This is a genomic window from Variovorax sp. P1_H2 (assembly GCF_056405295.1).
Genome location: NZ_JBFUCJ010000016.1, coordinates 1 through 21737, shown reverse-complemented (window position 1 = coordinate 21737; position 21737 = coordinate 1). Strand labels below are relative to the sequence as shown.

At 69.6% G+C, this 21737-nt stretch carries 21 protein-coding genes and 3 pseudogenes; 4 read left to right on the top strand and 20 right to left on the bottom strand.

From position 1 onward, the window contains the following. Positions 1 to 9: 9 nt before the first annotated feature. Positions 10 to 282 carry a hypothetical protein gene (locus tag AC1D2E_RS08320; RefSeq protein WP_478196952.1) on the bottom strand — a complete coding sequence of 91 codons (273 nt, stop codon included), beginning with the start codon at positions 280 to 282 and terminating at the stop codon, positions 10 to 12. Here AC1D2E_RS08320 and AC1D2E_RS08315 point away from each other — a divergent pair. Next, on the top strand, positions 269 to 778 hold the full coding sequence (locus AC1D2E_RS08315; RefSeq protein ID WP_478196951.1) for a hypothetical protein: 510 nt from the start codon (positions 269 to 271) through the stop codon (positions 776 to 778). The two genes, AC1D2E_RS08320 and AC1D2E_RS08315, sit on opposite strands and share 14 nt — an antisense overlap. 64 nt (positions 779 to 842) lie before the next feature. Here the strand turns inward: AC1D2E_RS08315 and AC1D2E_RS08310 are convergent, their stop codons facing one another. The 4 genes from AC1D2E_RS08310 to AC1D2E_RS08295 all read right to left on the bottom strand — a co-directional run bounded on the left by AC1D2E_RS08310 (position 843) and on the right by AC1D2E_RS08295 (position 4448). Then, positions 843 to 1178 carry a hypothetical protein gene (locus AC1D2E_RS08310; RefSeq protein WP_478174496.1) on the bottom strand — a complete coding sequence of 112 codons (336 nt, stop codon included), beginning with the start codon at positions 1176 to 1178 and terminating at the stop codon, positions 843 to 845. A 73-nt stretch (positions 1179 to 1251) separates the two neighbouring features. Next, entirely contained in the window at positions 1252 to 2127 is an 876-nt protein-coding gene (locus tag AC1D2E_RS08305; protein WP_478196950.1) for a hypothetical protein, read from the bottom strand. Between the two features lie 202 nt (positions 2128 to 2329). After that, a complete protein-coding gene (locus AC1D2E_RS08300) occupies positions 2330 to 3775 on the bottom strand; it encodes an NAD-dependent succinate-semialdehyde dehydrogenase (protein WP_478174498.1) in 1446 nt (481 codons plus the stop codon). A 55-nt stretch (positions 3776 to 3830) separates the two neighbouring features. Then, positions 3831 to 4448, bottom strand: a complete 618-nt coding sequence (locus tag AC1D2E_RS08295; RefSeq protein WP_478196949.1) for a hypothetical protein — start codon at positions 4446 to 4448, stop codon at positions 3831 to 3833. 271 nt (positions 4449 to 4719) lie between these two features. On the opposite strand from AC1D2E_RS08295, the gene AC1D2E_RS08290 reads away from it, so the two are divergent. Next, positions 4720 to 5163, top strand: a complete 444-nt coding sequence (locus AC1D2E_RS08290) for an outer membrane lipoprotein (protein WP_478196948.1) — start codon at positions 4720 to 4722, stop codon at positions 5161 to 5163. 286 nt (positions 5164 to 5449) lie between these two features. Here AC1D2E_RS08290 and AC1D2E_RS08285 read toward each other — a convergent pair whose 3' ends face one another. The 14 genes and pseudogenes from AC1D2E_RS08285 to AC1D2E_RS08220 form a co-directional block, all read right to left on the bottom strand. Next, on the bottom strand, positions 5450 to 6496 hold the full coding sequence (locus tag AC1D2E_RS08285; protein WP_478196947.1) for an AI-2E family transporter: 1047 nt from the start codon (positions 6494 to 6496) through the stop codon (positions 5450 to 5452). Between the two features lie 11 nt (positions 6497 to 6507). Continuing rightward, on the bottom strand, positions 6508 to 7959 hold the full coding sequence (locus tag AC1D2E_RS08280) for an efflux transporter outer membrane subunit (protein ID WP_478196946.1): 1452 nt from the start codon (positions 7957 to 7959) through the stop codon (positions 6508 to 6510). An 11-nt stretch (positions 7960 to 7970) separates the two neighbouring features. Next, complete coding sequence (locus AC1D2E_RS08275; protein ID WP_478196945.1) at positions 7971 to 9635, bottom strand: proton-conducting transporter transmembrane domain-containing protein; 1665 nt, start codon at positions 9633 to 9635, stop codon at positions 7971 to 7973. Beyond that, positions 9632 to 11143 (bottom strand): complex I subunit 5 family protein, encoded by a 1512-nt coding sequence (locus tag AC1D2E_RS08270; protein WP_478196944.1) that lies wholly within the window; start codon positions 11141 to 11143, stop codon positions 9632 to 9634. Before AC1D2E_RS08270 ends, AC1D2E_RS08275 begins: the two co-directional genes overlap by 4 nt. 18 nt (positions 11144 to 11161) lie before the next feature. Beyond that, positions 11162 to 11506, bottom strand: a complete 345-nt coding sequence (locus AC1D2E_RS08265) for an NADH-quinone oxidoreductase subunit K (protein WP_478174505.1) — start codon at positions 11504 to 11506, stop codon at positions 11162 to 11164. Further along, complete coding sequence (locus tag AC1D2E_RS08260) at positions 11503 to 12447, bottom strand: hydrogenase subunit MbhD domain-containing protein (RefSeq protein ID WP_478196943.1); 945 nt, start codon at positions 12445 to 12447, stop codon at positions 11503 to 11505. Before AC1D2E_RS08260 ends, AC1D2E_RS08265 begins: the two co-directional genes overlap by 4 nt. Positions 12448 to 12505: 58 nt before the next feature. Continuing rightward, the gene (locus tag AC1D2E_RS08255) at positions 12506 to 12799 is read right to left on the bottom strand and encodes a cation:proton antiporter (protein ID WP_478196942.1); all 294 of its coding nucleotides are present in this window, start codon (positions 12797 to 12799) and stop codon (positions 12506 to 12508) included. After that, positions 12796 to 13083 carry an MrpF/PhaF family protein gene (locus AC1D2E_RS08250; protein ID WP_478196941.1) on the bottom strand — a complete coding sequence of 96 codons (288 nt, stop codon included), beginning with the start codon at positions 13081 to 13083 and terminating at the stop codon, positions 12796 to 12798. Before AC1D2E_RS08250 ends, AC1D2E_RS08255 begins: the two co-directional genes overlap by 4 nt. Next, positions 13076 to 13588, bottom strand: coding sequence for a Na+/H+ antiporter subunit E (locus AC1D2E_RS08245; RefSeq protein ID WP_478196940.1), 513 nt, complete (start codon positions 13586 to 13588; stop codon positions 13076 to 13078). Before AC1D2E_RS08245 ends, AC1D2E_RS08250 begins: the two co-directional genes overlap by 8 nt. Before the next feature lie 29 nt (positions 13589 to 13617). Beyond that, the gene (locus tag AC1D2E_RS08240) at positions 13618 to 16683 is read right to left on the bottom strand and encodes an efflux RND transporter permease subunit (RefSeq protein ID WP_478196939.1); all 3066 of its coding nucleotides are present in this window, start codon (positions 16681 to 16683) and stop codon (positions 13618 to 13620) included. Then, the gene (locus tag AC1D2E_RS08235) at positions 16680 to 17792 is read right to left on the bottom strand and encodes an efflux RND transporter periplasmic adaptor subunit (protein WP_478196938.1); all 1113 of its coding nucleotides are present in this window, start codon (positions 17790 to 17792) and stop codon (positions 16680 to 16682) included. The genes AC1D2E_RS08240 and AC1D2E_RS08235 overlap by 4 nt, the downstream gene beginning before the upstream one ends. 25 nt (positions 17793 to 17817) lie before the next feature. Next, a pseudogene (locus AC1D2E_RS08230) lies at positions 17818 to 17991 on the bottom strand (arginine deiminase family protein); the annotation flags it as partial. Further along, positions 17961 to 18384, bottom strand: a pseudogene (locus tag AC1D2E_RS08225) (amino acid permease); the annotation flags it as partial. The pseudogenes AC1D2E_RS08225 and AC1D2E_RS08230, both read right to left, overlap by 31 nt. Before the next feature lie 121 nt (positions 18385 to 18505). After that, positions 18506 to 19705 carry a surface lipoprotein assembly modifier gene (locus AC1D2E_RS08220; protein WP_478196937.1) on the bottom strand — a complete coding sequence of 400 codons (1200 nt, stop codon included), beginning with the start codon at positions 19703 to 19705 and terminating at the stop codon, positions 18506 to 18508. A gap of 288 nt (positions 19706 to 19993) precedes the next feature. On the opposite strand from AC1D2E_RS08220, the gene AC1D2E_RS08215 reads away from it, so the two are divergent. Both AC1D2E_RS08215 and AC1D2E_RS08210 read left to right on the top strand, forming a co-directional pair. Beyond that, complete coding sequence (locus AC1D2E_RS08215; RefSeq protein WP_478196992.1) at positions 19994 to 21190, top strand: amino acid aminotransferase; 1197 nt, start codon at positions 19994 to 19996, stop codon at positions 21188 to 21190. After that, positions 21187 to 21561: a RidA family protein gene (locus AC1D2E_RS08210; protein WP_478196936.1), complete on the top strand. Its 375-nt coding sequence runs from the start codon at positions 21187 to 21189 to the stop codon at positions 21559 to 21561. Before AC1D2E_RS08215 ends, AC1D2E_RS08210 begins: the two co-directional genes overlap by 4 nt. On the opposite strand, the pseudogene AC1D2E_RS08205 reads toward AC1D2E_RS08210, so the two are convergent. Next, positions 21543 to 21737: pseudogene (locus tag AC1D2E_RS08205) on the bottom strand (hypothetical protein); the annotation flags it as partial. The gene AC1D2E_RS08210 and the pseudogene AC1D2E_RS08205 sit on opposite strands and share 19 nt — an antisense overlap.

Below are 21737 nucleotides of genomic sequence, written 5' to 3'. Positions count from 1 at the left end.
CCTGGATCCTCATTTGGGTAATACGAAATTGACCTGGAACCGGACGAACCAGTCGGACGCATTGTCAGGCCGGATCACGTTGCAGCCAGCGCCGACGACGAAATTCATTGGAACGAAGCCCTCGGGACGGACCAGCAGCGAATAGGAGACCCCGAGCGGCACCGTCCAGCGCTGGCTTGCGCGCTTCTGCTCCCAGTCGGCGGTGATGATGCCCACATCGCCGAGCGACTGCTTCGAATCCAGCCGGTAGCTGACGATCGGCTGCAGCGTGAACGCGCTCACGTCCGGCTGGTTGTCGTCGCCCGCGAAGAACCATCGGCAATGGCACGCCGGCCGAGACGGTCGTACCATGAAGCGTGCGACAGTGCATTTCCAGGAAGCAGGGGGACACATGAAAAAAGCGCCATTCGAAATCGCAGCAGTGCTCGCCGCTGCCGTCATCGGCATCCCCGTGACGGCCGGCGCCCAGCAGGCGGGGCACGCCGTGCCGATGGCCGACGAGCAGCAGGAGGCCGACTATCGCGTGATCGCAGCGCGTTGCGGGACGCCGGCCTTCGAGAAAGCCTTCTACAAGCAGTCGAGGGCGGCGGTCGCGGCCGGCCTGGTCGTCAAGAACCGTGACCCGGTGCAGGTCGAGAAAACCATCACCTCGCTCCGGCGCAGCCCCGTCGTGCTGGTCGCCACCCAGGCGGATTGCGCGGCTGAACTCAAGCGGCTGGCCGAGGTGCAGAAGCACCGCGGCGAGTCGCTCCGGAGCGCAGCGGGCAGGAAGAAATAAGCGGCGCTGCCGCCCGAGGGCGCGCAGAGGGCGTGCGGGCGCCTCGCGCCCCGGGCGTGGGTCGCTAGAGCGCGCCGTACGCGCTCTCGCCGGGCTGGCCGCGGTCATGTCGCCGGGTTGCGGTGCGCAGGCTCAGGACCCACAGCCTCGCGTGCCGCTGTTCACGGCTCTCGATGAGCTCGGTGAAGCGCCGGATGCCCGGCCGCTCGATGGCCGCGATGGTCATCCAGTCGGTGCCGCCAAAGGGTTCCGCGTCGCTGCTGCGGTCGACCAGAGCCGGACGCAGCGCCATCACCCATTCGGTCGGAACGCGCGGATCGCGATCGAGCATCCGCAGCGCGATCTTCGCCGCCTTGGGGCTCAGCGCCTGGATCTTGTGGAGGTGGAAATCCAATTCCATGCGGCGGATCCTTTCAGATACACAAGGATACATGTGCATCTGCCGCGAGCGCAAGGGCGCCGCCCCCGGGGCCCTACTGGGTCTTCAAGCGCTTGTATTCGTTGCGCTTCATCTCGAGGTAGTCGCTGCGGTCCACCTCGTGCAACTGGCGCGCGTAGCGCTCGGTGCTGTCGAACCACTGTGCCAGGCGCTGCGGCAACTGGGCCTCGGCCGGCGAGTCCAGGTAGGCATCGATCGCGAGGTAGTAGCGCATGGTGTTGCGCTCCACCACGCCGAGCACGCCGCCCACCAGGATCGGCTGGCCCGAGGCGTCCTTGTCCTTGGCGCTGAAGCCCACCTTGTCGCTGCCCAGGGTGGCGAGGTAGCCCTGCATCGCGATCCGCGCCGCCGTGCCATAGGCGTAGGCGTAGGCCAGGTGAATGAAGGTCTTGCCATTGGGCAGCGGCGTGGCCTCGAACTCGATGCGGTAGTCGCGGGTCGACAGCGGCCCCTTGTCGGCGCTCAGCCGCGCGCTCATGTAGTCCGCGGCCGAGACCGGCGGCAGCCAGACGAAATCGATGCGCTGCGCGTCCCCGAGCGGCTGGTCGAACTTGCGGCCCACCGACACGGCCAGCATCGTCGCCTGCCCGCCCTCGCGCACCGCGCAGTACTTGGTATTGAGGTGCAGCATCAGCACCTCGCACCAGACGGCCGGTTTGGAGAGCGCGCCGCTCACCTGCTCGAACGGGTGGTCGACGAGCGCGAAGATGTTGCCGCTCAACTGGCCCGAGGCCTCGCCCGACTCGAGCACCAGCGGCCGGCCGAAGGCGTTCTTGTCGAACTGCGACTTGACCGCCTCGTGCTTGGCCAGCAGCGCCGCGGCGCTGCCGAGCTGGGGCTGCGACCAGGCCAGCGCCGGCAGCAGCAGGCAGACACACAAGAGAATCCGGCGGAGCAAGGCGTTTTGCATGATGCCCGCCATTGTGGTCCGCTCCGCTATTGAAGCAAGAGCCGCTCATCCCCCGGCCGGAGCAGCGGGCCCCTTGGTCCACCGGCCGGCGCAGCCAGGCCCGTTGGTGAAACACCGCGGAACTGGCTTCGCCAGGCCGCTGGTGTTGCCCCCGGCGAGGGGGTGGGCGGCTACACGAAGTGAGCCAACCTGGGGGCGAGCCCTATACAGCCATGATCGACACCGACTTGGTGTTCAGGTAGTTCTCCATCGCCTCCGGACCGCCCTCCGAGCCGTAGCCGGAATCCTTGATGCCGCCGAAGGGCATCTCGGGCGAGGGCGCGGCCGGCTGGTTGATCCACAGCATGCCGACTTCCACGCGCTGCGACAGCAGGTGCGCGTTCTTGATCGACTGCGTGAAGGCATAGCCGGCCAGGCCGAAAGGCAGGCGGTTCGCCTCGGCGATCGCGTCGTCGAGCGAGTCGAAGCCGCGGATCGCCGCGATCGGGCCGAAGGGCTCGTTGTTGAAGACATCGGCCTCGAGCGAGACATCGGTCAGCACCGTGGGCGCAAAGAAATTGCCGCTGCTGCCGACCCGCTCGCCGCCGGTCGCGACCTTGGCGCCCGTGGCGCGGGCGTCTTCGAGCACCTTGGCCATGGCGCCGAGGCGGCGCGCGTTGGCCAGCGGGCCGAGCGTCGTGCCTTCCGCCAGGCCGTCGCCGAGCTTCAGGCTCTCGGCATGCTTCACCATCGCCTGGACGAAGGCGTCACGGATGCTGTTGTGCACCAGGAAGCGGGTCGGCGAGATGCAGACCTGCCCGGCATTGCGGAACTTGGCGCCGCCCGAGGCCTTCACGGCCAGTTCGACGTCGGCGTCCGCGGCGACGATCACCGGCGCATGGCCGCCGAGCTCCATGGTGGCGCGCTTCATGTGCTGGCCGGCCAGCGCCGCGAGCTGCTTGCCCACCGGGGTCGAGCCGGTGAAGGTGACCTTGCGGATGATCGGGTGCGGGATCAGGTAGTTCGAGATCTGGGCCGGATCGCCGAACACCAGGCCGACCGTGCCCTTGGGCACGCCGGCGTCGACGAAGGCCTGCAGCAGCGCGGCCGGCGAAGCCGGGGTTTCCTCCGGCGCCTTGCACAGGAAGGAGCAGCCGCTGGCCAGCGCCGCGCCGAGCTTGCGCACGATCTGGTTGATCGGGAAGTTCCAGGGCGTGAAGGCGGCGACCGGGCCGACCGGCTCCTTCAGCACCAGTTGCTGCGCCGCCAGGTTGCGCGAGGGCACGATGCGGCCATAGACGCGGCGGCCTTCGTCGGCGAACCATTCGATGATGTCGGCGCCGGCGAGCACTTCGCCGCGGGCTTCGGCGAAGGGCTTGCCCTGCTCCTGTGTGAGGATGCGGGCGATCTCGGGTGCACGCTCGCGCAGCAGCGCGGCGGCCTTTCGCATGGTGGTGGCGCGCTCGTTGGCCGGAATCCGGCGCCAGGCCTCGAAGCCGCGCTGGGCCGCGTCCAGCGCGCGATCGAGGTCGGCGGCGCCGGCAAAGGCGACCTTGCCGATCGGCTTGCCGGTGGCCGGGTTGATCACGTCCTGGGTCTTGCCGCTCGCGGCGTCACACCATTCGCCATCGATCAGCAGGCGGGTGTCGGGGTAGCTGGGGGTGGTCATGCAGAGTCCTTGAATTGCGGGGCCGCCCGGAAGCAGGGGCGGCCGCCGATCCTACCTAACTCGGCGGTGGGCGCGAGGGCGGTGGGCTATTGGCGCGCACCCAATAGAACTGCCTGGCCGCGGCGGCCGGCTCGACCCGCAGCCGCCGCACCGGCCTCACGCCGATCTGGCCTTCGGCCGAGCAATGGAGCGGCTCGCCCTCGGCCCGGCTGCGATGGGCATCGAGCATCGATCGGAGGGAGACCGAGGCGCTGTTGCGCCCGGCGTCGACCGAGCGCACGAAAAAGCGCTCGCGGGTCGCCACCAGCTGGCTGTGGGCGTTGTGCTGGCCGCCGGTGCCGGCGAGCCTGAGGCCCCTCCAGGCCGCGTCGACGTCGAAGGCCAGCATCACGGCATCGGGCGTGTCGATGCCCTTCAGCGATCCGCTCTGGGCCGCGGCGAGCCAGCCCAGCAGCTGCGGTGTCAGCTCGAAGGAGACCGTATCGGGAGGAGCGCCGGGAATTCCCGGCACCTCGACGAAGACGATCCGGCAACTGCGGCTCGCACTTTCGATCCGGCGCGCCTGCTCGCGGCGCCGCGTCGCCCGCACATGGGCGACCGCCGCGAAGCCCGCCACCGGCGCGGCGAAAGCGAGCATCTTGAAGGCATCGTAGCCATAGACGGCCAAGCTCATATCCGCCCCTTGGGGCGCGTGCCGCAGCGGCCCTGCACCAACCTCAGATTCACACTGGCTCCTCGTCGCGACCGCCGCCTCGCCCCCGAACGGCGAGCGGCATGCGCTGAACGCATATCGGCGATCCGGCAGGAAACTTGAGTCAGCGTTGCGCCGCCGTGACGCACGGCGTGCATTTCACTGCCGCATCCGCTCGCGGCCGGCCGCTTCAGGCTATTCTGGAAAGCGTGTCATCCGGCACTTACTTCAAACCCCTTTAGGAAGGATCTCCATGACAGCAAGGCTTTTCTATCGCGTCGCAGCATTCGCGCTGGCGCTGGTGCTCACTGCGTGTGCGGCTCCAGGCTCGCAGCCCGGATCGATGACGATCCGCCAAGGCAAGATCGAGCAGATCACGCCGACCACGATCGCCAGTTCGCACCACACCGGCGTCGGCGCGGTGCTCGGCGGCCTGGCCGGGGTCGGCATCGGCAGCCTGATCGGCGGCGGCACCGGGCGCGACGTCGCGATGGTGGTGGGTGCCATCGGCGGCACCGTGGCCGGCAGCGAGGTCGCCCGGCGCTACGACACGCCGGTGGCCGGCCAGCAAGTCTTCGTGCGCACCGACAGCGGCGTGCTGGTCGAGGTGACCCAGCCCGTCACACCGGGCCTGCGCGTGGGCCAGCGCGTGTTCATCCAGGGCAACGGCGTCGACGCCCGCGTCACCCCGCAATAATTTCTCGCCCCCAGGTCGGGCTCACTCCGTGTAGCCCGCCCACCCCCTGCCCGGGGGCRCAGTCAGCGGCCCGGCGAAGCCGGTTCCGCGACTGCCCACGAACAGGCGRGCGCTGCGCGCCGCCRMAGAACAAGMACGGCGCCTCTCWTCTATCGGCCGGCGCAGCCAGGCCCGTYGGTGAAACACCGCGGARYCGGCTTTGCCGGGCCGCTGGTGTTGCCCCCGGCAGGGGGTGGGCGCCCSGACACGMAGTGCGGGGCAACCTGGGGGCGAGCTAAGACCCGAGCTAAGGTTTTCCGTTCTGCGAGAGCAGCACGGCAATCGGGCGGGTGCCTGGAAACTCCGAGAAGATGATGGTCATCATGGCGGTGATCGGCACCGCCAGGAAGGCACCGGGCACGCCCCAGAGGGCGACCCAGACCGCCAGGCTCACGAGGATCGCGAACGGGCTCAGGTTGAGCGAGTTGCCCATCACGTAGGGGTCCAGGAAGTTGCCGATCACGAACTGGACCGCGGCCAGCAGCATCATGATCTGGATCGCCTCGCCGGCACCGCCGAACTGGGCCACCGCCATCAGGCCGGGCAGCACGACGCTCAGGAACGAGCCGATGTAGGGCACATAGTTCAGCAAGGCGATCAACACCGCCCAGAAGCCGGCGAACTCGAGGCCGGCGAAACGCATGATCACGTAGCTCAGCGCGCCCAGCAGCACGCCGAGGAAGGTCTTGAGCGCCAGGTAGGCGCCGACCCGGGCGTTGATGTCGGCGATCACCTGCTTGATGCGCTGCGCATGCGCCGGGCTGCGCGCGATGGCGGAGATCTTGCGGTCGAGATGGCTGCGCTCGACCAGCAGGAAACAGGCGTAGAGCGCCACCACGATCACGGTGGCGAACAGCGAGGACAGCGACGCCAGCACCGAGCCGACCACGCGCTGCAGGCTCACCTGCGCCAGCAGGTCGCGGCGCAGCGTGGTCCAGGTCGGTTCGGACTCGACCCGCATCAGCACCGCCACCCGCTGCACCGCCGCCAGCAGCGACTCCTGGTAGCGCGGCGCCATCGCGATCACGCTGTCCTTGTTGGCCAGGATCGTGTAGACCACCATGCCAAGGCCCACCGCGATGATCAGCACCGACAGCATCGAGATGACCACCTGCGGCAAGGCCGACCCCAGCAACGGCACCTTGCCGATCAGGCGCGCCAGCCCGAGGATCACGTAGACCACGAAGACGCTGAACATGATCGGCACGAAGACGTTGCGCCCGATGTAGAACACCCAACCCAGCATCAGCGCGGTCGCGGTGCCGTAGACGAAGGTCTGGAAGCGCTCGTTCATGCCGGATGCGCTCAGCGGCTGCGCCTGTCCGCCATGCCGACCGGACGCTGGGTCATCGAATCGGCCGTGTCCACCCAGCCGCCGCCCATCGCCTGGTAGACGTTGACCGCCTGCGTATAGCGGCCGGCCTGCAGGTTCACGAAGGCCAGCTCGGCCGCGAACAGTTCGTTGTCGGCCACCAGCACCTCGAGGTAGCCGATCAGGCCGTTCTCGAACTTGAGCCTGGACAGTCGCGCGAACTCGCGCAGCGCGATCACCCGGCCGCGCTGGAACTCGACCCCCTCGATGCTCTTCTGGGTACCGATCAACGCGTTGTTGGCATCGCGGAAGGCGGCCAGCACGGTCTGCTGGTAGACCAGCTCGGCCTGCGCCTTCTGGGCCTCGGCCGAGCGAACCTGCCCCTCGATGGCGCCAAAGGTGAAGATCGGCCCCGTGAGGCCCGCGACCACCGACCAGGCGGTGGCCGGCCCAGTGAGGAAGTTGCTGAACGAGGTGCTGGTGGAACCCAGCGCGCCGGTCAGCGACAGGCTCGGGTAGTAGAGCGAACGCGCCACGCCGATGCTGGCATTGGCGGCCACCAGGTTCTGCTCGGCCGCGAGGATGTCGGGCCGCCGCTGCAGCAGGTCGGAAGGCAGGCCGGCCGGGATCAGCGGCGCGACCAGTTCGTCGATGGTGCGCCCGCGCGGGATCGGCGCCGGATCGCGGCCGAGCAGGATCGAGATCTGGTTCTCGAGCGTCGCGATCTGCTGCTCGAAGGTCGGAATCGCGGTCAGCGCCTGCTGGTACTGCGAGCGCACCTGCATCACCTCGGTCTGCGACACCAGCCCGCGCTTGAAGCGCAGGTCGAAGATGCGCGCGGTCTCGCCGAAGTTGGCGGCGGTCGACCTGGCGATCTCGAGCTGGCGGTCGAGCGCGCGCAGCGCGATGTAGCTGGTCGCCACGCCGGTGACGAGCGTCAGCACGACGCCGCGCTGGGCCTGCTCGCTGGCGTAGACCTGGGCCTGCGCGGCCTCGCTCAGGCGCCGCACGCGGCCGAACAGGTCGACCTGCCAGTTCGCGCTCAGGTTCGCCTGGTAGAGCGAGAAGTAGTTGCTCGCGGGCTCCGGGATCGGCGGCTGGCCTTCGCGGCTGGCGCGCGTGCGGGCGGCCCCGGCGCCGTAGCCCAGCTGCGGATAGGCCTGCGAATCGGTGGTCGTCAGGGCGCCGAGGAACTGGTCGATGCGGGCCGCGGCGACGCGCACATCGAGGTTGTCGCGCAGCGCGGTCTCGATCAGCTGGTTCAGGACCGGATCGCCGAATTGCTCCCACCATCGGGTGTTGGCCACTTCGGCGGCCATCGGGTAGTCGATCCGCCAGGCCGCCGGCGACTGCACCGCGGGCCGCACGAAGTCGGGCCCGACCGTGCAGCCCGCCAGGGCCGCCAGGACCGCAGCGGACACTGCCGCAAGCGTTGACTTCCTCATCTCGTTCTCCTTCAGCCCGGTGCCATCAGCGCGTAGCCGAACAGCAGGGACACTACCAGCAATGCGATGCTCGCGACGGCCCAGCGCCGCGCGAAAGTGTCGATCGTTTCGAATCCTCGCGCCGCCGCAGCAACCACCCCGTCGAGCCGGCCCAGGGCCACGCCGATATCGCCCGCCGGGATGCGCGGCAGCGCTCGCCCGAGGCTGTCCAGCCCGAGCGCGATGGCGGCGCCGATCAGGACCGGCCAGAGCGCCGCCCACAGCGCCGCCGGCGACAGGGCCTGGGGCAGCGCGCCGAGCGGCAGCGCCAGGCAAAGCGCCCAGGGCAGCGCCACCGAGGCCAGCGCCATCGCCAGCCAGGACAGCACCAGCGCGAACGGCGCGCGCGCGCCCGGATCGACCGCCGTGTCGGCGGCCAGGCGCCGCAGGAAATGGACCATCAGCAGCGTGGTGGCGATCGAGGACACCACGGCCACGGTGGCGGCCAGGCCGCTGCCCATGAGGTCCTTGGCCGCGTACTTGGCCAGCGCACCGCCGGTCAGCGGCAGGCCGCCGAGCCCCAGCGCGATGACCGCGGCCGGCAGCAGCATCGGCCACAGGTGCCGGCGGCCGGTGCACATCACCACACCGACGGCGAGGAACAGGGCGCCCTTCACGAGCAGGTGGTGGGCGGCGTAGAAGGCCGCGGCCAGCGCGGTGCCGGGGTCGCCGGCGGCCAGGCCCATGCCGATCACCGCCGCCAGGAAGCCCATCTGGCTGACGCTCGAGTAGGCCAGGATCAGCTTGGGCTGCGTCTGCGTGATGCCGATCGCGACGCCGTAGAGGGCGCCGAAGAGCCCGAGCGCCGCCAGCGGCAGGCCGAAGGCCGGCAGCGCGGCATCGAACGGCAGGAAGCGGACCAGCGCGATGATGCTGGCCTTGACCACCGCGCCGCTCATCACCGCCGCGGCCGGGATCGGTGCCGCGCCGTAGGCGATCGGCATCCAGAAATGCAGCGGCAGCAGGCCGGCCTTCATGCCGAGGCCGACCAGCAGCAGCAGCAGCGTGAGATCGCGCCACGGCGAGCCGGGCAGCGCCGCCACGGCGTCGCCGATCAGCAGGCTGCCGTCCGGCGTGGCCTGGGCCAGCAGCAGCAGGCCGGCGAGCAGGAAGGCCTCGGCCAGCAGCGCCAGCCCGAGATAGAGCGCGCTGGCGCGAAAGGCGTCCGGCCCCTCGCCCTGCAGCACCAGGCCGCTGGCGCCCACGCTCAGCACCGCCAGCAGGAAGTAGAAGCCGATCAGGTCCGCCGCCAGGAAGACGCCGACGCTGCCGGTGAGCGTCAGCAGCCAGCAGACGATGAAGCCATCGCGGTCGGGCCGCTCGCGCAGCCAGCGCGCGGCGTAGGCGCCGGCGAAGATCCACAGCACCGATGCGACGCCGAGCAGCATCGCACCCGGCGCATCGAGCGCGAAGGTCAATGCGAAGAAGGCATTGCCCAGCACCAGATCCGGCTCGGCGCCGGCCAGCAAGGCCGCCGCCAGGGCCGGCAGGGGGGCCAGCACGAACAGCGCAGGCAGCCGCCGGCGCAAGGCCGGCAACGCGCACGCGAGCAACAGCAGCAAGGGCACGCCGAGCGCCAGCGGCAACAGCACCGGGACCTCGAACACGACGGCGGCGAGCGTGACGGACCCGATCATCTGGCCCCCATCGAGAGCAGGCCGGTGCGGCCGATCTGGGCGACGTCGACCGGCAGCAGCGCCGCCACGCCGAGCAGGAACGAGCACAGCGCGAGCGCCAGCACGGCCCCCTGCTGGTAGCCCGGAACGCGCGCCTTCGGCACCCAGCCGAGGGCGGCCGGCGCCATCGCGCGCACCATCACCATGAACACGTAGGCGCTGGTCAGCAGGCCGCCGGCCAGCATCACCACCACCCACCACCACTGGGCGGTGGCGATCGCCGCCGACAACAGCATCCACTTGGCGAGGAAGCCGCCCGACGGCGGCAGCCCGATCAGCGAGGCGCCGGCCAGCGCGAACGCGGTCATCGTCATCGGCAGGGCCCGGCCGGCGCCGCGCAGGTCGGCCACGCGGTCATGGCCGAGCGTGCTGTAGACCAGCCCGGCCGCCATGAACATCGCGGCCTTGGCGGTCGCATGCGAGATCGCCTGCAGCAGGCCGCCGGTGACCGCGACCGAGCTGTCCATCCGCGCGGCGTCGAGCCCGGCCACCAACGGGAACATCAGGAACAGGTAGCCGATCTGCGCCACGGTCGAATAGGCGATCAGCAGCTTGAGGCGCGCCTGGCGCAAGGCGACGACGTTGCCGACCAGGATCGCCGAGGCGCCGAGCGCCGCCAGCAGCTGCGCCGAAGGCAGCGTGACCACGCCGGCGAAGACGTCGACCCACAGCCGCACAACGAGGAACCAGGCGCCCTTGATCACCAGCGCCGACAACAACGCGCTGGCGGCTGCGGGCGCGCCGGCGTGGGCCGGCGGCAGCCACAGGTGGAGCGGAAAGAGCGCGGTCTTGGCCAGCAGCCCGGCGGTCATCAACGCCGCGGCCCCCCAGGCCACCGGCTCGGCGCCGACGCGCTGCGCCAGCAGCGCGATGTCGAGCGTGCCGTAGGCGCCGTACAGCAGGAAGACGCCGAGCAGGTAGAACATCGAGCCGGCCAGCGCATACAGCAGGTAGCGCAGCGCCGCCTGCAGGGTCTCGCCGCGGCCGTCGAGGCTGACCAGCGGCACGCCCGCGAAAGTCAGCAGTTCGAGTGCGACGTACAAGGTGAACACGTCGCCGCTCACGAACACCAGGTTGAGCGAGCCCCAGACCGCGAGCAGCAGCAGCCAGAAGGTCAGGGCCCCGCGTTTCTCGCGGACCCCGGCGGGCGTGCCGAAATCGCCGTTGGCGTAGACACCGATGCCGACGACCACCACCATCACGACCACCATCATGCAGACCGACAGGCCGTCGGCCCGCAAGGTGACGCCGAGCGGCGGCGCCCAGCCGCCGAGCAGGTAGACCAGCGCGTCGCCGGACACCCACAGCCGGTGCGCGATCGCGGCCACCCCGACCCCGCCGAGCGCGAGGGTGGCCCAGGCCACCTGCTGCGCGCGCCGGCCGCCGAGCACGAAGCCGAGCATCAGGCCGACGAAGGGCAGCAGCACGGCCAGCACCAGCAGCAGGCCGCCGGGTGTCGTCGGATCCACGGGCACCGAAGGCGGCACTTAGACCTCGCCCTCGGCAGCATTCGGCTTCGGCGCGGCGCCCTGGGCCGACAGCGAGGCCGAGCCGGTCTCTTCGAACAGCCTCAGCACCAGCGCGACCGCCAGCGCGGAGGCCGCGAACGCCACCACGAGGGCGGTGATCAGCAGCGCCTGCGGCACCGGGTCGCCGCCCAATCCCGCACCCGCGCCGCGGCGCGCGATCACCGCGCAGACCAGGAAGATGCCGTTGCCCATCACGTTGAAGGCCATGATCTTGCGCAGCGGGTGCGGACTCACGATCAGGCCGTAGAGCCCCAGGCCGACCAGCACCGCGGCACACAGTCCGAGCAACGTGGGCGTGTTCATTGGCCACCGTCCTTTCGGCGTGGCGGCCCGGTCAGCAGCAAGGCCAGCGTGACCGCCAACGACGGCAGCAGCGCCGCCTCGACGACCACGATCAAGGGCTTGGCAAGCGCTTCGGGGTAGCCCAGGAAGGCGCCCGCGATGCCCGCGCCGATGAGGCCGATCGCGATGAACACGGCCGGGCCGCCGGCCAGCGCGATCCGGACCCAGCTGCGGTCGACGGCGGGCGCGTCGGAGAGGCCGGCCATCATGACCAGCAGCCACATCGCCGCCAGCACGGTGGCGCCCTGGAACTTGCCGCCTGGATCGTCGGCGCCGACCCAGAGGATGTAGACGCCGACGACGATCCCGATCGGCGGCAGCACCCGCGCGAGATAGCCCAGGATGCTGTTGGGATCTTCCGTCGGCGCCGGCCCCGGCCGCCCGCCCCAGAAGCGGTCGGGCGCCAGCGACCAGACGCCGATCAGGCCCAGCAGCAGCACGATGGCCTCGAGCAGCGTGTCCATGGCACGGAAGGACATCAGCACCGCGGTGATCGGATTGCCGACGCCGATGGCGGCGATGTTCTGCGCCACGGCCGGCGCCAGGGTCGGGGCCGGATCGGGCAGCAGAAGCACGCAGGCCCCGATGGCCGCGGCCACGGCCGCCGACACGATCGCGGCCAGCACCCGGGTCAGCGCGCCCGGCCGCTCGGCCCAGGCCGGCGCCTCGGTCGACCGCAGYCGCGCGGCGGCCGCGATCAGCAGCACGCCGGTCAGGCCGGCGCCGATCGCCGCCTCGGTCATCGCGACGTCGACCGCCCGCAGCTGCAGCCAGGCCAGCGTGAGCAGCAGGCCGTACGGAACGAAGCCGGCGACCGCGGCGAAGGTGTCGCGCGCCACCAGGGTCCAGACGGCAAGCGCCATGAGCAAGCCCACCAGGGCCAGGGTCAGCGCCGCGGTCACAAGTCAAGCTCCGTGCTTCGCACTGCGGTGCGAGCGCCTTCGGGCGGCCGGGCGGCGCTCATGGCTTCGGCCCGCCGCGCCGCACCGCGCGCGCAATCAGCTGCGACACCGTCGCCGAGGCCAGCAGCACCATCAGCCAGACCAGGATCAGCTTGAGGCCGGCCATCACGCCGTCCATCTGCGGCAGCAGGCCCATCACCACCAGGCCAAGCCCGAGGTTGTCGGCCTTGGTCAGCGCGTGCAGCCGCGTGAAGGTGTCGGGGAAGCGCAGAAGCCCCACGGTGCCGGCCAGGAAGAAGAACGCGCCAGCGACCACGGCGACGATCGTGAAGAGGTCCGCGATACCCTTCATGCGCGGTCCTCCGGCTCGGCGGGGTCGGGCCCCGAGCGCACGCCGGCCTTGACGAAGGCCAGCGCGGCGAAAGCCGCCAGCACCGCCAGGATCAGCGCCAGGTCGACCACCGCCGCCGCGCCGATCGCGGCCCCCAGCAGCAGCAGGGCCGCGATGCCGGCGGTGCCGAACAGCTGCACCGACATCATGCGATCGACGTCGTCGGGGCCGCGCAGGATGCAGATCAGGCCGACCGCCACCGTCAACAGCACGAAGGCCGATGCGCCGAGCAGGAACTCAGTCATGGTGGCGCTCTCCCGCGACCAGGGCCCCGCGCAGGCGGCGCTCCTCGGCGGCCATCTGTTCGGCGACCGGCTCGCCGACGTCCAGGCAGTGATAGACGATCTCGTCTTCCGAATCGGCGACCGGCACCGAGCCCGGCAGCAGGCTGGTGATCGAGGTGAACTCGTTGCGTGCGAGGCCAGGGGGGAAACCGACCCGGTAGACGACGAAGCCGGGCCGCAGCGGCATCCGCGGCGACAGCGCCCGGCGTGCGACGTCGACACCGGCCAGCACCGATTGCCAGAGGAAATGCGGCAGGAATCCGAGCAGCGCGCCCAGGCGCAAGTGCCCCGCCTCGGGCGGCAGCAGGCGCAGGCTGGCGAAGGTGCCGGCCGCCACCGCGACCAGACCGACCACAAGATCGGCCGGCTTGAGGCTGGGCATCAGCAGCAGCCAGAGCACGAGCAGCAGCAGCCCGCGGACCATCGCCGTGGAACGCCGCGAAGGTGCCGACGGGGCGGACTTCATGCGCGTTGTCCCTTCAGCCATCCGGCCGCTCACGCCGGCTCGACCGCGCCCGCCGGCGGCGTCGGCTTCTCCTTGCCGAACACCAGCACGTACAGGGTCGGCAGGAAGACCAGCGTCAGCACGGTGGCCACCAGCAGCCCGCCCATGATCGCGAAGGCCATCGAGCCCCAGAACACCGTGGGCGCGATCGGGATCAGGCCGAGCACGGTCGAGATCGAGGTCAGCATCATCGGCCGCATCCGCGAGGTGGCCGAGGCCACCACGGCATCGAGCACATTCATGCCTTCGGCGCGGAAGGTCTCGATCTGCACGATCAGGATCACGCCGTTCTTGGCGATCATGCCGATCAGCGCCAGGATGCCGAGGATGGCGACGAAGCCCAGCGGCCGGTTGAACACCAGCAGCGTGATCACCACGCCGATCAATCCCAGGGGCATCACGCAGACCACCATCGCGAGCCGGCGGAAGCTCACCAGCAGCACCATCATGCTCAGCAGCATCAGCACGATCATGAGCGGCACTACGGCGAACACCGAGGCGCTCGACGCGGCGCTTTCCTCGAACAGGCCGCCGGTCTCGACCTTGTAGCCCTTCGGCAGCTTGGCGTTGAACGCCTTGATCTGCGGCGCCAGCGCCTCGACGATGGTGTCGGGCAGCGCGCCGTGCACCACGTCGGCGCGCACCGTGAGCGTCGGCACCCGGTTGCGGCGCCACACCAGCGGCGACTCCTGCTCTTCCGAGAAGGTGGCGAACTGGTTCAGCGGCACCATCCGGCCGCTGGCCGTGGGCACCTGCAAGGTGCTCAGCGTCTGCAGCGACAAGCGCTGCTCGGCGCTCGAGCGGGCCACCACGTTGACCAGGTAGATGTCGTCGCGCACCTGCGTGACCGGCGTTCCGGTGATGGTGGCGTTCATGATGCCGGCCAGCGCGCCGGTGCTGATGCCGAGCTGGCGCGCCTCGTCCTGGTTGACGCGGATCTGGATCTGCCGCGCCGGCTCCATCCAGTCGAAATTGACGTGCCGGGCCTGCGGATGCGAGCCCAGGATGCCGGCGAGATCGAGCGAGATCTTGCGCACCTCGTCCTTGTCGGGACCCATCACGCGGTACTGCAGCGGCCAGCCCACCGGCGGCCCGAGTTCGAGCGGCGACACCCGCGCGACCATGTCGGGGAACTGCTCGGCCAGCACCTTCTCGAGCTTGTTCTGCAGGCGGTCGCGCGACTCGAGGTCCTTGGCGACCACGATCAGCTGCGAGAAGAAGGGGTTGGCCAGCTGGACGTTGAGCGTCAGGATGAAGCGCACCGCGCCGCGCCCGACATAGGAGCTGAAGTGGTCGACATCGGGATCGGCCTTGAGGATGTCCTCCAGCCGCTTGACTTCGTCCTCGGTGGCGTGGATCGATGCGTTCTGCCGCAAGGTCAGGTCGATCGTCAGCTCGGGCCGGTCGGAGGCCGGGAAGAACTGCTGCGGCACGAAGCGCACCAGGAACATCGACACCACGAAGGCCGCCAGCGTGAGCGCGATCGTCAGCCAGGGGGCCCGGATCGCGCCTTTGAGAAAGCTGCCGTAGGCATTGAGGAACTTGCTCGGCTTGTTGTCGGCGCCCGGCTTGGGCGCCTTCAGCAGCGCCTTGCCGACCAGCGGCGCGAAGATCACGGCGCCGAGCCAGGACACGATCAGCGCGATCGCCACCACGGCGAAGATCGAGAAGGTGTACTCGCCCGCCGAACTGCGCGCGAAGCCGATCGGCACGAAGCTCGAGATCGACACCAGCGTGCCGATCAGCATCGGCGCCGCCAGCGTGCGGTAGGCGAAGGTCGCCGCCTGGTCCTTGGTGTCGCCGGCCGCGAGCCGGTTGATCATCGCGTCGACCGTGGTCATCGCATCGTCGACCAGCAGGGTCAGCGCGATGATCAGCGCCCCGAGCGAGACCCGGTGCAGGTCGATGTGGACCAGATCCATGACCGCGAACACGATCGCCAGCGTCAGCGGAATCGACAGCGCCACCACCGCGCCGGGCCGCACGCCCAGGCTCACGAAGCTGCACACCAGGATGATCGCGATGGCCTGCCAGAGCGAGGCCATGAAGTCGCTGATCGCGACGTCGACCGTGACCGCCTGGTCGGCCACCAGCGTCGGCTCGATGCCGTGCGGCAGGTTGGCCGTGATGTCGGCCATCTCGGCCTTGATGTTCGTCCCGAGCGCGAGGATGTCGCCTGACTCGCGCATCGCGATCGCCAGGCCGATCGCGGGCTTGCCGTTGACCCGGAACATCGGCTGCGGCGGATCGGCGAAGCCGCGGCGCACGGTCGCGATGTCGCCCAGGCGGATGTTGCGGCCGCCGAGCACCAGGTTGACCGCCTCGATGTCGCGCTCGGTGTCGAAGGACCCGGTGACGCGCATGAAGACGCGCTCCTGCTCGGTCTGCAGCACGCCGGCCGGCCGGATCACGTTCTGCGCCTGCAGCGCCGCGACGATCGCGCCGTAGTCCAGGCGCAGGCCGGCCAGCCGCTCGGTCGAGAACTCGATGAAGATCTGCTCGTCCTGCGCGCCCAGCACCTCGATCTTCGAGACGTCGGGCACCTGCAGCAGGCGCGAACGCGCGTCTTCGACCTTGTCGCGCAGTTCGCGGAAGGTGTAGCCGTCGGCGGTGAAGGCATAGATGATGCCGAAGGTGTCGCCGAAGTCGTCGTTGAAGAAGGGCCCGACGACGCCGCTCGGCAGCGTCTGGCGCATGTCGCCGATGTTCTTGCGCACCTGGTACCAGATGTCCGCCACCGCGCCCGGCGGCGTCGACTGCTTGAGGTCGACGAAGATCGTGGTCTGGCCGGCCGTGGTGTAGCTGCGCACGCGGTCGAGGTGCTGCGTTTCCTGGAGCGTGCGCTCGAGCCGCTCGGTGACCTGCGACAGCGTCTCGTCGACCGTCGCACCGGGCCAGCCGGCGGCGACGATCATGGTGCGGAAGGTGAAGGCCGGGTCTTCGGCCCGACCCAGCTTCAGGAACGACAAGGTGCCCGCGACGACCGCGATGATCATCAGGAACACCACCAGCGAGCGCTTCGAGAGCGCCCACTCCGACAGGTTCGGGCCGATCACTTCGCGGCCTCGAGCCAGCGGACCTTCTGTCCCGGCCGCAGCGCCTGGACACCGGCGGTGACGATCACGTCGCCGGGCGCCAGTCCCTGCGAGACCTGGACGCGGGCCGCGTCATAGGCGCGCACCTGGACATTGCGGGCCGCGACGGTGCCGGCCTTGGTGTCGACGATCCACACCGAGGTCTGGCCGTTGGCGCGGACCAGCGCGCTGGCCGGGATGTCGAGCGCGGGCTCGGTGTCGAGTTTCATGCGCCCGGTGACCGTGCTGCCCAGGCGCATCGCCGCGGGCGGATTGATCAGTCGGACCCGGACCGCGAAGGTGCCGGTGACCGGATCGGCGCGCGGCGAGACCTCGCGCACCTTGCCGGCGGCCGTGACCTTGGGGTCGCCGCCCAGCGAGACCAGGATGTCGGGATTGCTCGGCGCGATGTCCTTGATCTGCGCCGGGACGTCGAAGACGGCGTCGATCGCGCCCTCGCGCGCCACCTGCACGATCATGCGGCCGGCCGGCACCACCTCGCCGGGCTCGGCGCCGCGCGCGGTCACCACGCCGGCCACGTCGGACAGCAGCCGGGTGTAGCTCACGCGATTCTGCGCGATGTTGACCAGCGACGACGCCGACTCGACCTGCGACTGCGTCACCTTGAGCATGGCTTCGGCCTGCTCGAACGAAGCGCGCGAAACCGCGTTCTCGGCCAGCAGGTCGCGCATCCGGTTGAAGGTGTTGCGGGCCTCGAGGCCCTGGGCCTGCGCCGCCGCCAGCTGGGCCCGCGCCGATTGCAGGCTGCTGTCCTCGTTCATCTGGTCGAGCCGCGCCAGCAGCTGCCCGGGCTTGACCCGGTCGCCGATGTCCACGTTGCGCTCGATCAGCCGGCCGTCGATGCGGAAGGACTGGTTGACCTCGCTCTGCGCCTGCACGCGCCCGGTGAGGGAGACGGTGTCGCCGACCGAGCGGCGCTCGATCGTCATCACGCGGACCGGACGCACCTCGGGCGCCGGGGCTTCCTCGGCGCGCTTGCAGGCCGACAGCGACACCAGCGCCGCGATCGCCAGCAGCGTCGTCGTCCTGGGCCAATTACCAACTCGTTGGGCAGCGGATATCGCGGACACGTGCTGTTTTCCTTTCCGTACCGCGTCAGAAGTCGACCGGATCGCGAATGATGGGGCAGGTCATGCAATGGCCGCCTCCCCGTCCGCGGCCCAGCTCGGCCCCGACGATCGTCACCACCTCGATGCCCTGCTTGCGCAGCAGCGTGTTGGTGTAGGTGTTGCGGTCGTATGCATAAACCACGCCCGGCGATGCGCAGACCAGACGACGATCGCCACCACCGTGTTGCCGTCGCCGAAGACCGGGAAGAAGGCGCCCAGCGTGGACTTGATCAGCACCCAGTACGACACGTTGCCGATGCAGCTGCCGATCCAGTAGCCGAAGGCCGACAGGAAGCCGGGATAGTCGCCGAAGCCCGCCTTCGCATAGGCAAACACACCGGCGTCGAGGTCGGGCTTGCGCTCGGCCAGCGACTGGAACACCCGGGCCAGCATGTACATGCCGGTGCCGGCGATGAGCCACGCGATCACGGCGCCGAGCGGACCGGTCGCATTTGCGAAGGTCCGCGGAAGGGAGAAGATCCCCGCACCGACCATCCCGCCCACCCATCGCGGTGAGCTGCATGCGCGACATCTTCTGCTCGGTCGAAGCCATTCCTACTCCTTTGTTCTTCTTTTCGATGCCCTGTATGTGCACTTTCACTTACAGCGCGGAGCGAGGATCAATGTGCTCATAGGGTTTGTCAAGGCGCACGTACCCAAGTCGGGCGACGCATTCAGAAGCTTTTTCGAACGTTGAGCCAGGCCTCGGTCGCGCTGTAGTTGAAGCCGACCGAATTGCTCTGGTCGCGAATCCAGAGCAGTTCGGGCCTGAGCGTCCAGGTCGGCACAAATTCCCAGACCAGATAGGCGCCGACTTCATAGAGGTTGTCCCTGCGCCGCAGGATCACGCTGTTGTCGATCGTGTCCGGATGGAAATGCACCCGGTCGACGTTGTAGGCATCGCGCTCCCACCAGGCGAAGGTACCCCAGCTCAATTTGTTGTTGACCGTGAAGTCCAGCGCCACGGTGGCGCCGTAGAAACTGGAGTTGCCGTCGGGCCGGCTGGTCGCGACGTGCTGGCCGCCGTGCGCGGTGACCGTCAGGCTGCCGCTTCCGTCCAGCAGCGAATGAACCCAGCCGGCCGAGACGTCGGCACTGGTGCGGCTGCGCTCGCGCAACCGGCCTTCGGGGTAGCGGCGGCGCCGGTACTCGGCACCCAGCGTGAGCTGGTTGTCGGGATCGACCCGATAGCGGTAGTCGGTGAACAAGCCGGCATCGTTGCGATAGTCGCCGTCGCCGCGGTAGCTGGTGCGCCCCCGCAGGCCGACGGCGAGGTTGTTCTCGCCGAACGCGCGGCTGCCGGCAACGCGCCAGCGCAGGTCGGAGTCGTTGCGGCTTTCCGAGTTGTCGTAGGAGCGGAAGCGATAGTCCAGGCTGGCATCGAGCGCGTAGTCGTTCGGCAACGCGTAGTTCACGCCGCCGCCCGCCCGGGCGTTGAAGAAGGTGTCGCTGCGATCGCCGCCGCCGAGCGCGTCGGTGCCGCGCGTCGGGTTCACGTGGTATTGGCCAATGCCGGTCTCGGCATAGCCGAAGCCCACCACGGCACGCTTCTCGTCCAGCGCCTGGCTCGCCGCCCTGTTGTAGACCTCGACCTGGCTCAGCAGATCCTGCGGCAGGCTGTCGAAGCGCAGCACGGTCTCGAACTCGATCTTGGCCTCGGCATACTGCCCGAGCACGAAATAGGCGCGGCCGAGTTCCAGGTGCGCAGCGACGCCTTCGGGCGGCTTGCTTTCGGCCGCCTGAACCAGCTCGCGCGCACGCGCGATGTCCGGTTCGGCCGCGAACGCGACCGAGGCGACGAGCAACGCCATCGAACCCACGAACGCACGGACCGCAGCACGCTGCGCTTCCTCCCACTTTCCTTGTCGGTTCACTCAAGCTCCTCCTGAGGCCAATGTTTTTTTCGGGCATTGAACACGGACGGTTCCGCACCGGCAATTCGAACGAACAGAACAAATGCGTCTTGACAATGTTGAAGATTGCCAGGCCTGCTCGGCCTCGCGTCCGCCAGGCGGATGCGCAAAGAAAATTCTTAATTCGAAGATAAATAGACAAATCTATGCACCGATCAAAAAATACTTGGCATGCCCATCCGCCGATCGAAGAATCCGGGCTTCACAACGCCCATCAGAGACTTCTTCATGACCGCCTCGTCCCCCTCGCTGTTCAGCCATGTCCCGCCCTACGCGGGCGACCCCATCCTGTCTCTGATGGAAGCCTTCCAGGCCGACCCCCGCCCGAACAAGGTCAGCCTCGGCATCGGCGTCTACTTCGACGATGAAGGCCGCCTGCCGGTGCTGCCCTCGGTACGCCGCGCCGAGACCGCCCTGCTGCAGGAGATCGGGCCGCGCCCCTACCTGCCGATCGAGGGCCTCGCGGATTTCCGCAGCGCCGTCCAGCGACTGCTGTTCGGCGCCTCGCACGAAGCCGTCACCAGCGGCCGCATCGCCACGCTGCAGACGCTCGGCGGCTCCGGCGCCCTGAAGGTCGGCGCCGACTTCCTGCGCCGCTACTTTCCCGAAGCCGCCATCTGGGTCAGCGATCCGACCTGGGAAAACCACCGCGCCATCTTCGAAGGCGCCGGGCTCGAGGTGCGCACCTATCCCTACTACGACCCGGCCACCGGCGGCCTTTCGTTCGACCGCATGCTGGCCAGCCTCGACGCCCTGCCGCGCCGCAGCATCGTGCTGCTGCATGCCAGCTGCCACAACCCGACCGGCGTCGACCTGTCGAAAGAACAGTGGCAGGCGCTGATCCCGGTGCTGCGCGCGCGCGAGCTGATCCCGTTCATCGACATCGCCTACCAGGGCTTCGGCGACGGCCTCGACGAGGATGCCTTCGCCCTGCGCGCGCTGGCCGACGCCGGCATCGCCTTCTTCGCCGCCAACTCGTTCTCGAAGAACTTCTCGATGTACGGCGAACGCTGCGGCGGCCTCAGCGTGGTGTGCGAGAACCGCGCCGCGGCCGAGACCGTGCTGGGCCAGCTGAAGGCGACCGTGCGCCGCAACTACTCGACCCCGCCCACGCACGGCGCCCGCGTGATCACCCGCGTGCTGCAGGACCCGGCGCTGTTCGCGCTCTGGACCGACGAGACGGCCGCCATGCGCCGCCGCATCCGCGCCATGCGCGAACGCCTGCTGGCGGTGCTCGACGAGAAGTTCCAGGGTCGGCGCGACTTCGGCTACCTGGTCACGCAGCGCGGCATGTTCAGCTACACCGGACTCAGCGAGGCGCAGGTGGCGCGGCTGCGCGACGTGCATGCGGTCTACCTGGTGCGTTCGGGCCGCATGTGCCTGTCGGGGCTGACCAGCGCCAACGTGGACCACGTGGCGCAGGCGATGGCGGCGGTGCTCTCGTGAAGGAGATCGTCGACACCGGCCTGCCGGCGCTGGCGCAGCCCTTCTCCTGGGCGGTGAAGGCCTCGGGCCTGCTGTTCACCGCCCACGGGCCGGTGCGCCCCGACGGCAGCATCGACACCGGCGCCATCGAGGACCAGGCCCGCCTGACCTTCGCCAACCTGCGGCGCGCCGTGGAGGCCGCCGGCGGCCGCCTCGATGACGTCACCCAGGTGCTGATCTACATGACCGACGTCCAGGACATGCCGCGGATCGACGCCGTGTACCGCGAGTTCTTCGCCGCCCCCTACCCGAACCGATCGAGCATGGGCGTCTCGGGCCTGGTGGTGCCGGGCATGAGGATCGAGATCGTGGCCTACGCGGCGATCGCGTAGATGTAGCCCCCACGCTCCCCCACTGCGTGGGGTCGCTGCCCCCGAGGGGGCCGCAGGCCGCCTTGGGGCGGCCCGGCGCCGGCCTGGATCGCCCCCACGCTCCCCCACTGCGTGTGGGTCGCTGCCCCCCGAGGGGGCCGCAGGCCGCCTTGGGGCGGCCCGGCGCCGGCCTGGAT

Coding starts and splice junctions, on each gene's coding strand:
- AC1D2E_RS08265 (WP_478174505.1), bottom strand. CDS start 11,506: ATGAACACGCCCACGTTGCTCGGACTGTGTGCCGCGGTGCTGGTCGGC.
- AC1D2E_RS08305 (WP_478196950.1), bottom strand. CDS start 2,127: ATGCAAAACGCCTTGCTCCGCCGGATTCTCTTGTGTGTCTGCCTGCTG.
- AC1D2E_RS08310 (WP_478174496.1), bottom strand. CDS start 1,178: ATGGAATTGGATTTCCACCTCCACAAGATCCAGGCGCTGAGCCCCAAG.
- AC1D2E_RS08280 (WP_478196946.1), bottom strand. CDS start 7,959: ATGAGGAAGTCAACGCTTGCGGCAGTGTCCGCTGCGGTCCTGGCGGCC.
- AC1D2E_RS08285 (WP_478196947.1), bottom strand. CDS start 6,496: ATGAACGAGCGCTTCCAGACCTTCGTCTACGGCACCGCGACCGCGCTG.
- AC1D2E_RS08295 (WP_478196949.1), bottom strand. CDS start 4,448: ATGAGCTTGGCCGTCTATGGCTACGATGCCTTCAAGATGCTCGCTTTC.
- AC1D2E_RS08290 (WP_478196948.1), top strand. CDS start 4,720: ATGACAGCAAGGCTTTTCTATCGCGTCGCAGCATTCGCGCTGGCGCTG.
- AC1D2E_RS08275 (WP_478196945.1), bottom strand. CDS start 9,635: ATGATCGGGTCCGTCACGCTCGCCGCCGTCGTGTTCGAGGTCCCGGTG.
- AC1D2E_RS08255 (WP_478196942.1), bottom strand. CDS start 12,799: ATGAAGGGTATCGCGGACCTCTTCACGATCGTCGCCGTGGTCGCTGGC.
- AC1D2E_RS08300 (WP_478174498.1), bottom strand. CDS start 3,775: ATGACCACCCCCAGCTACCCCGACACCCGCCTGCTGATCGATGGCGAA.
- AC1D2E_RS08250 (WP_478196941.1), bottom strand. CDS start 13,083: ATGACTGAGTTCCTGCTCGGCGCATCGGCCTTCGTGCTGTTGACGGTG.
- AC1D2E_RS08245 (WP_478196940.1), bottom strand. CDS start 13,588: ATGAAGTCCGCCCCGTCGGCACCTTCGCGGCGTTCCACGGCGATGGTC.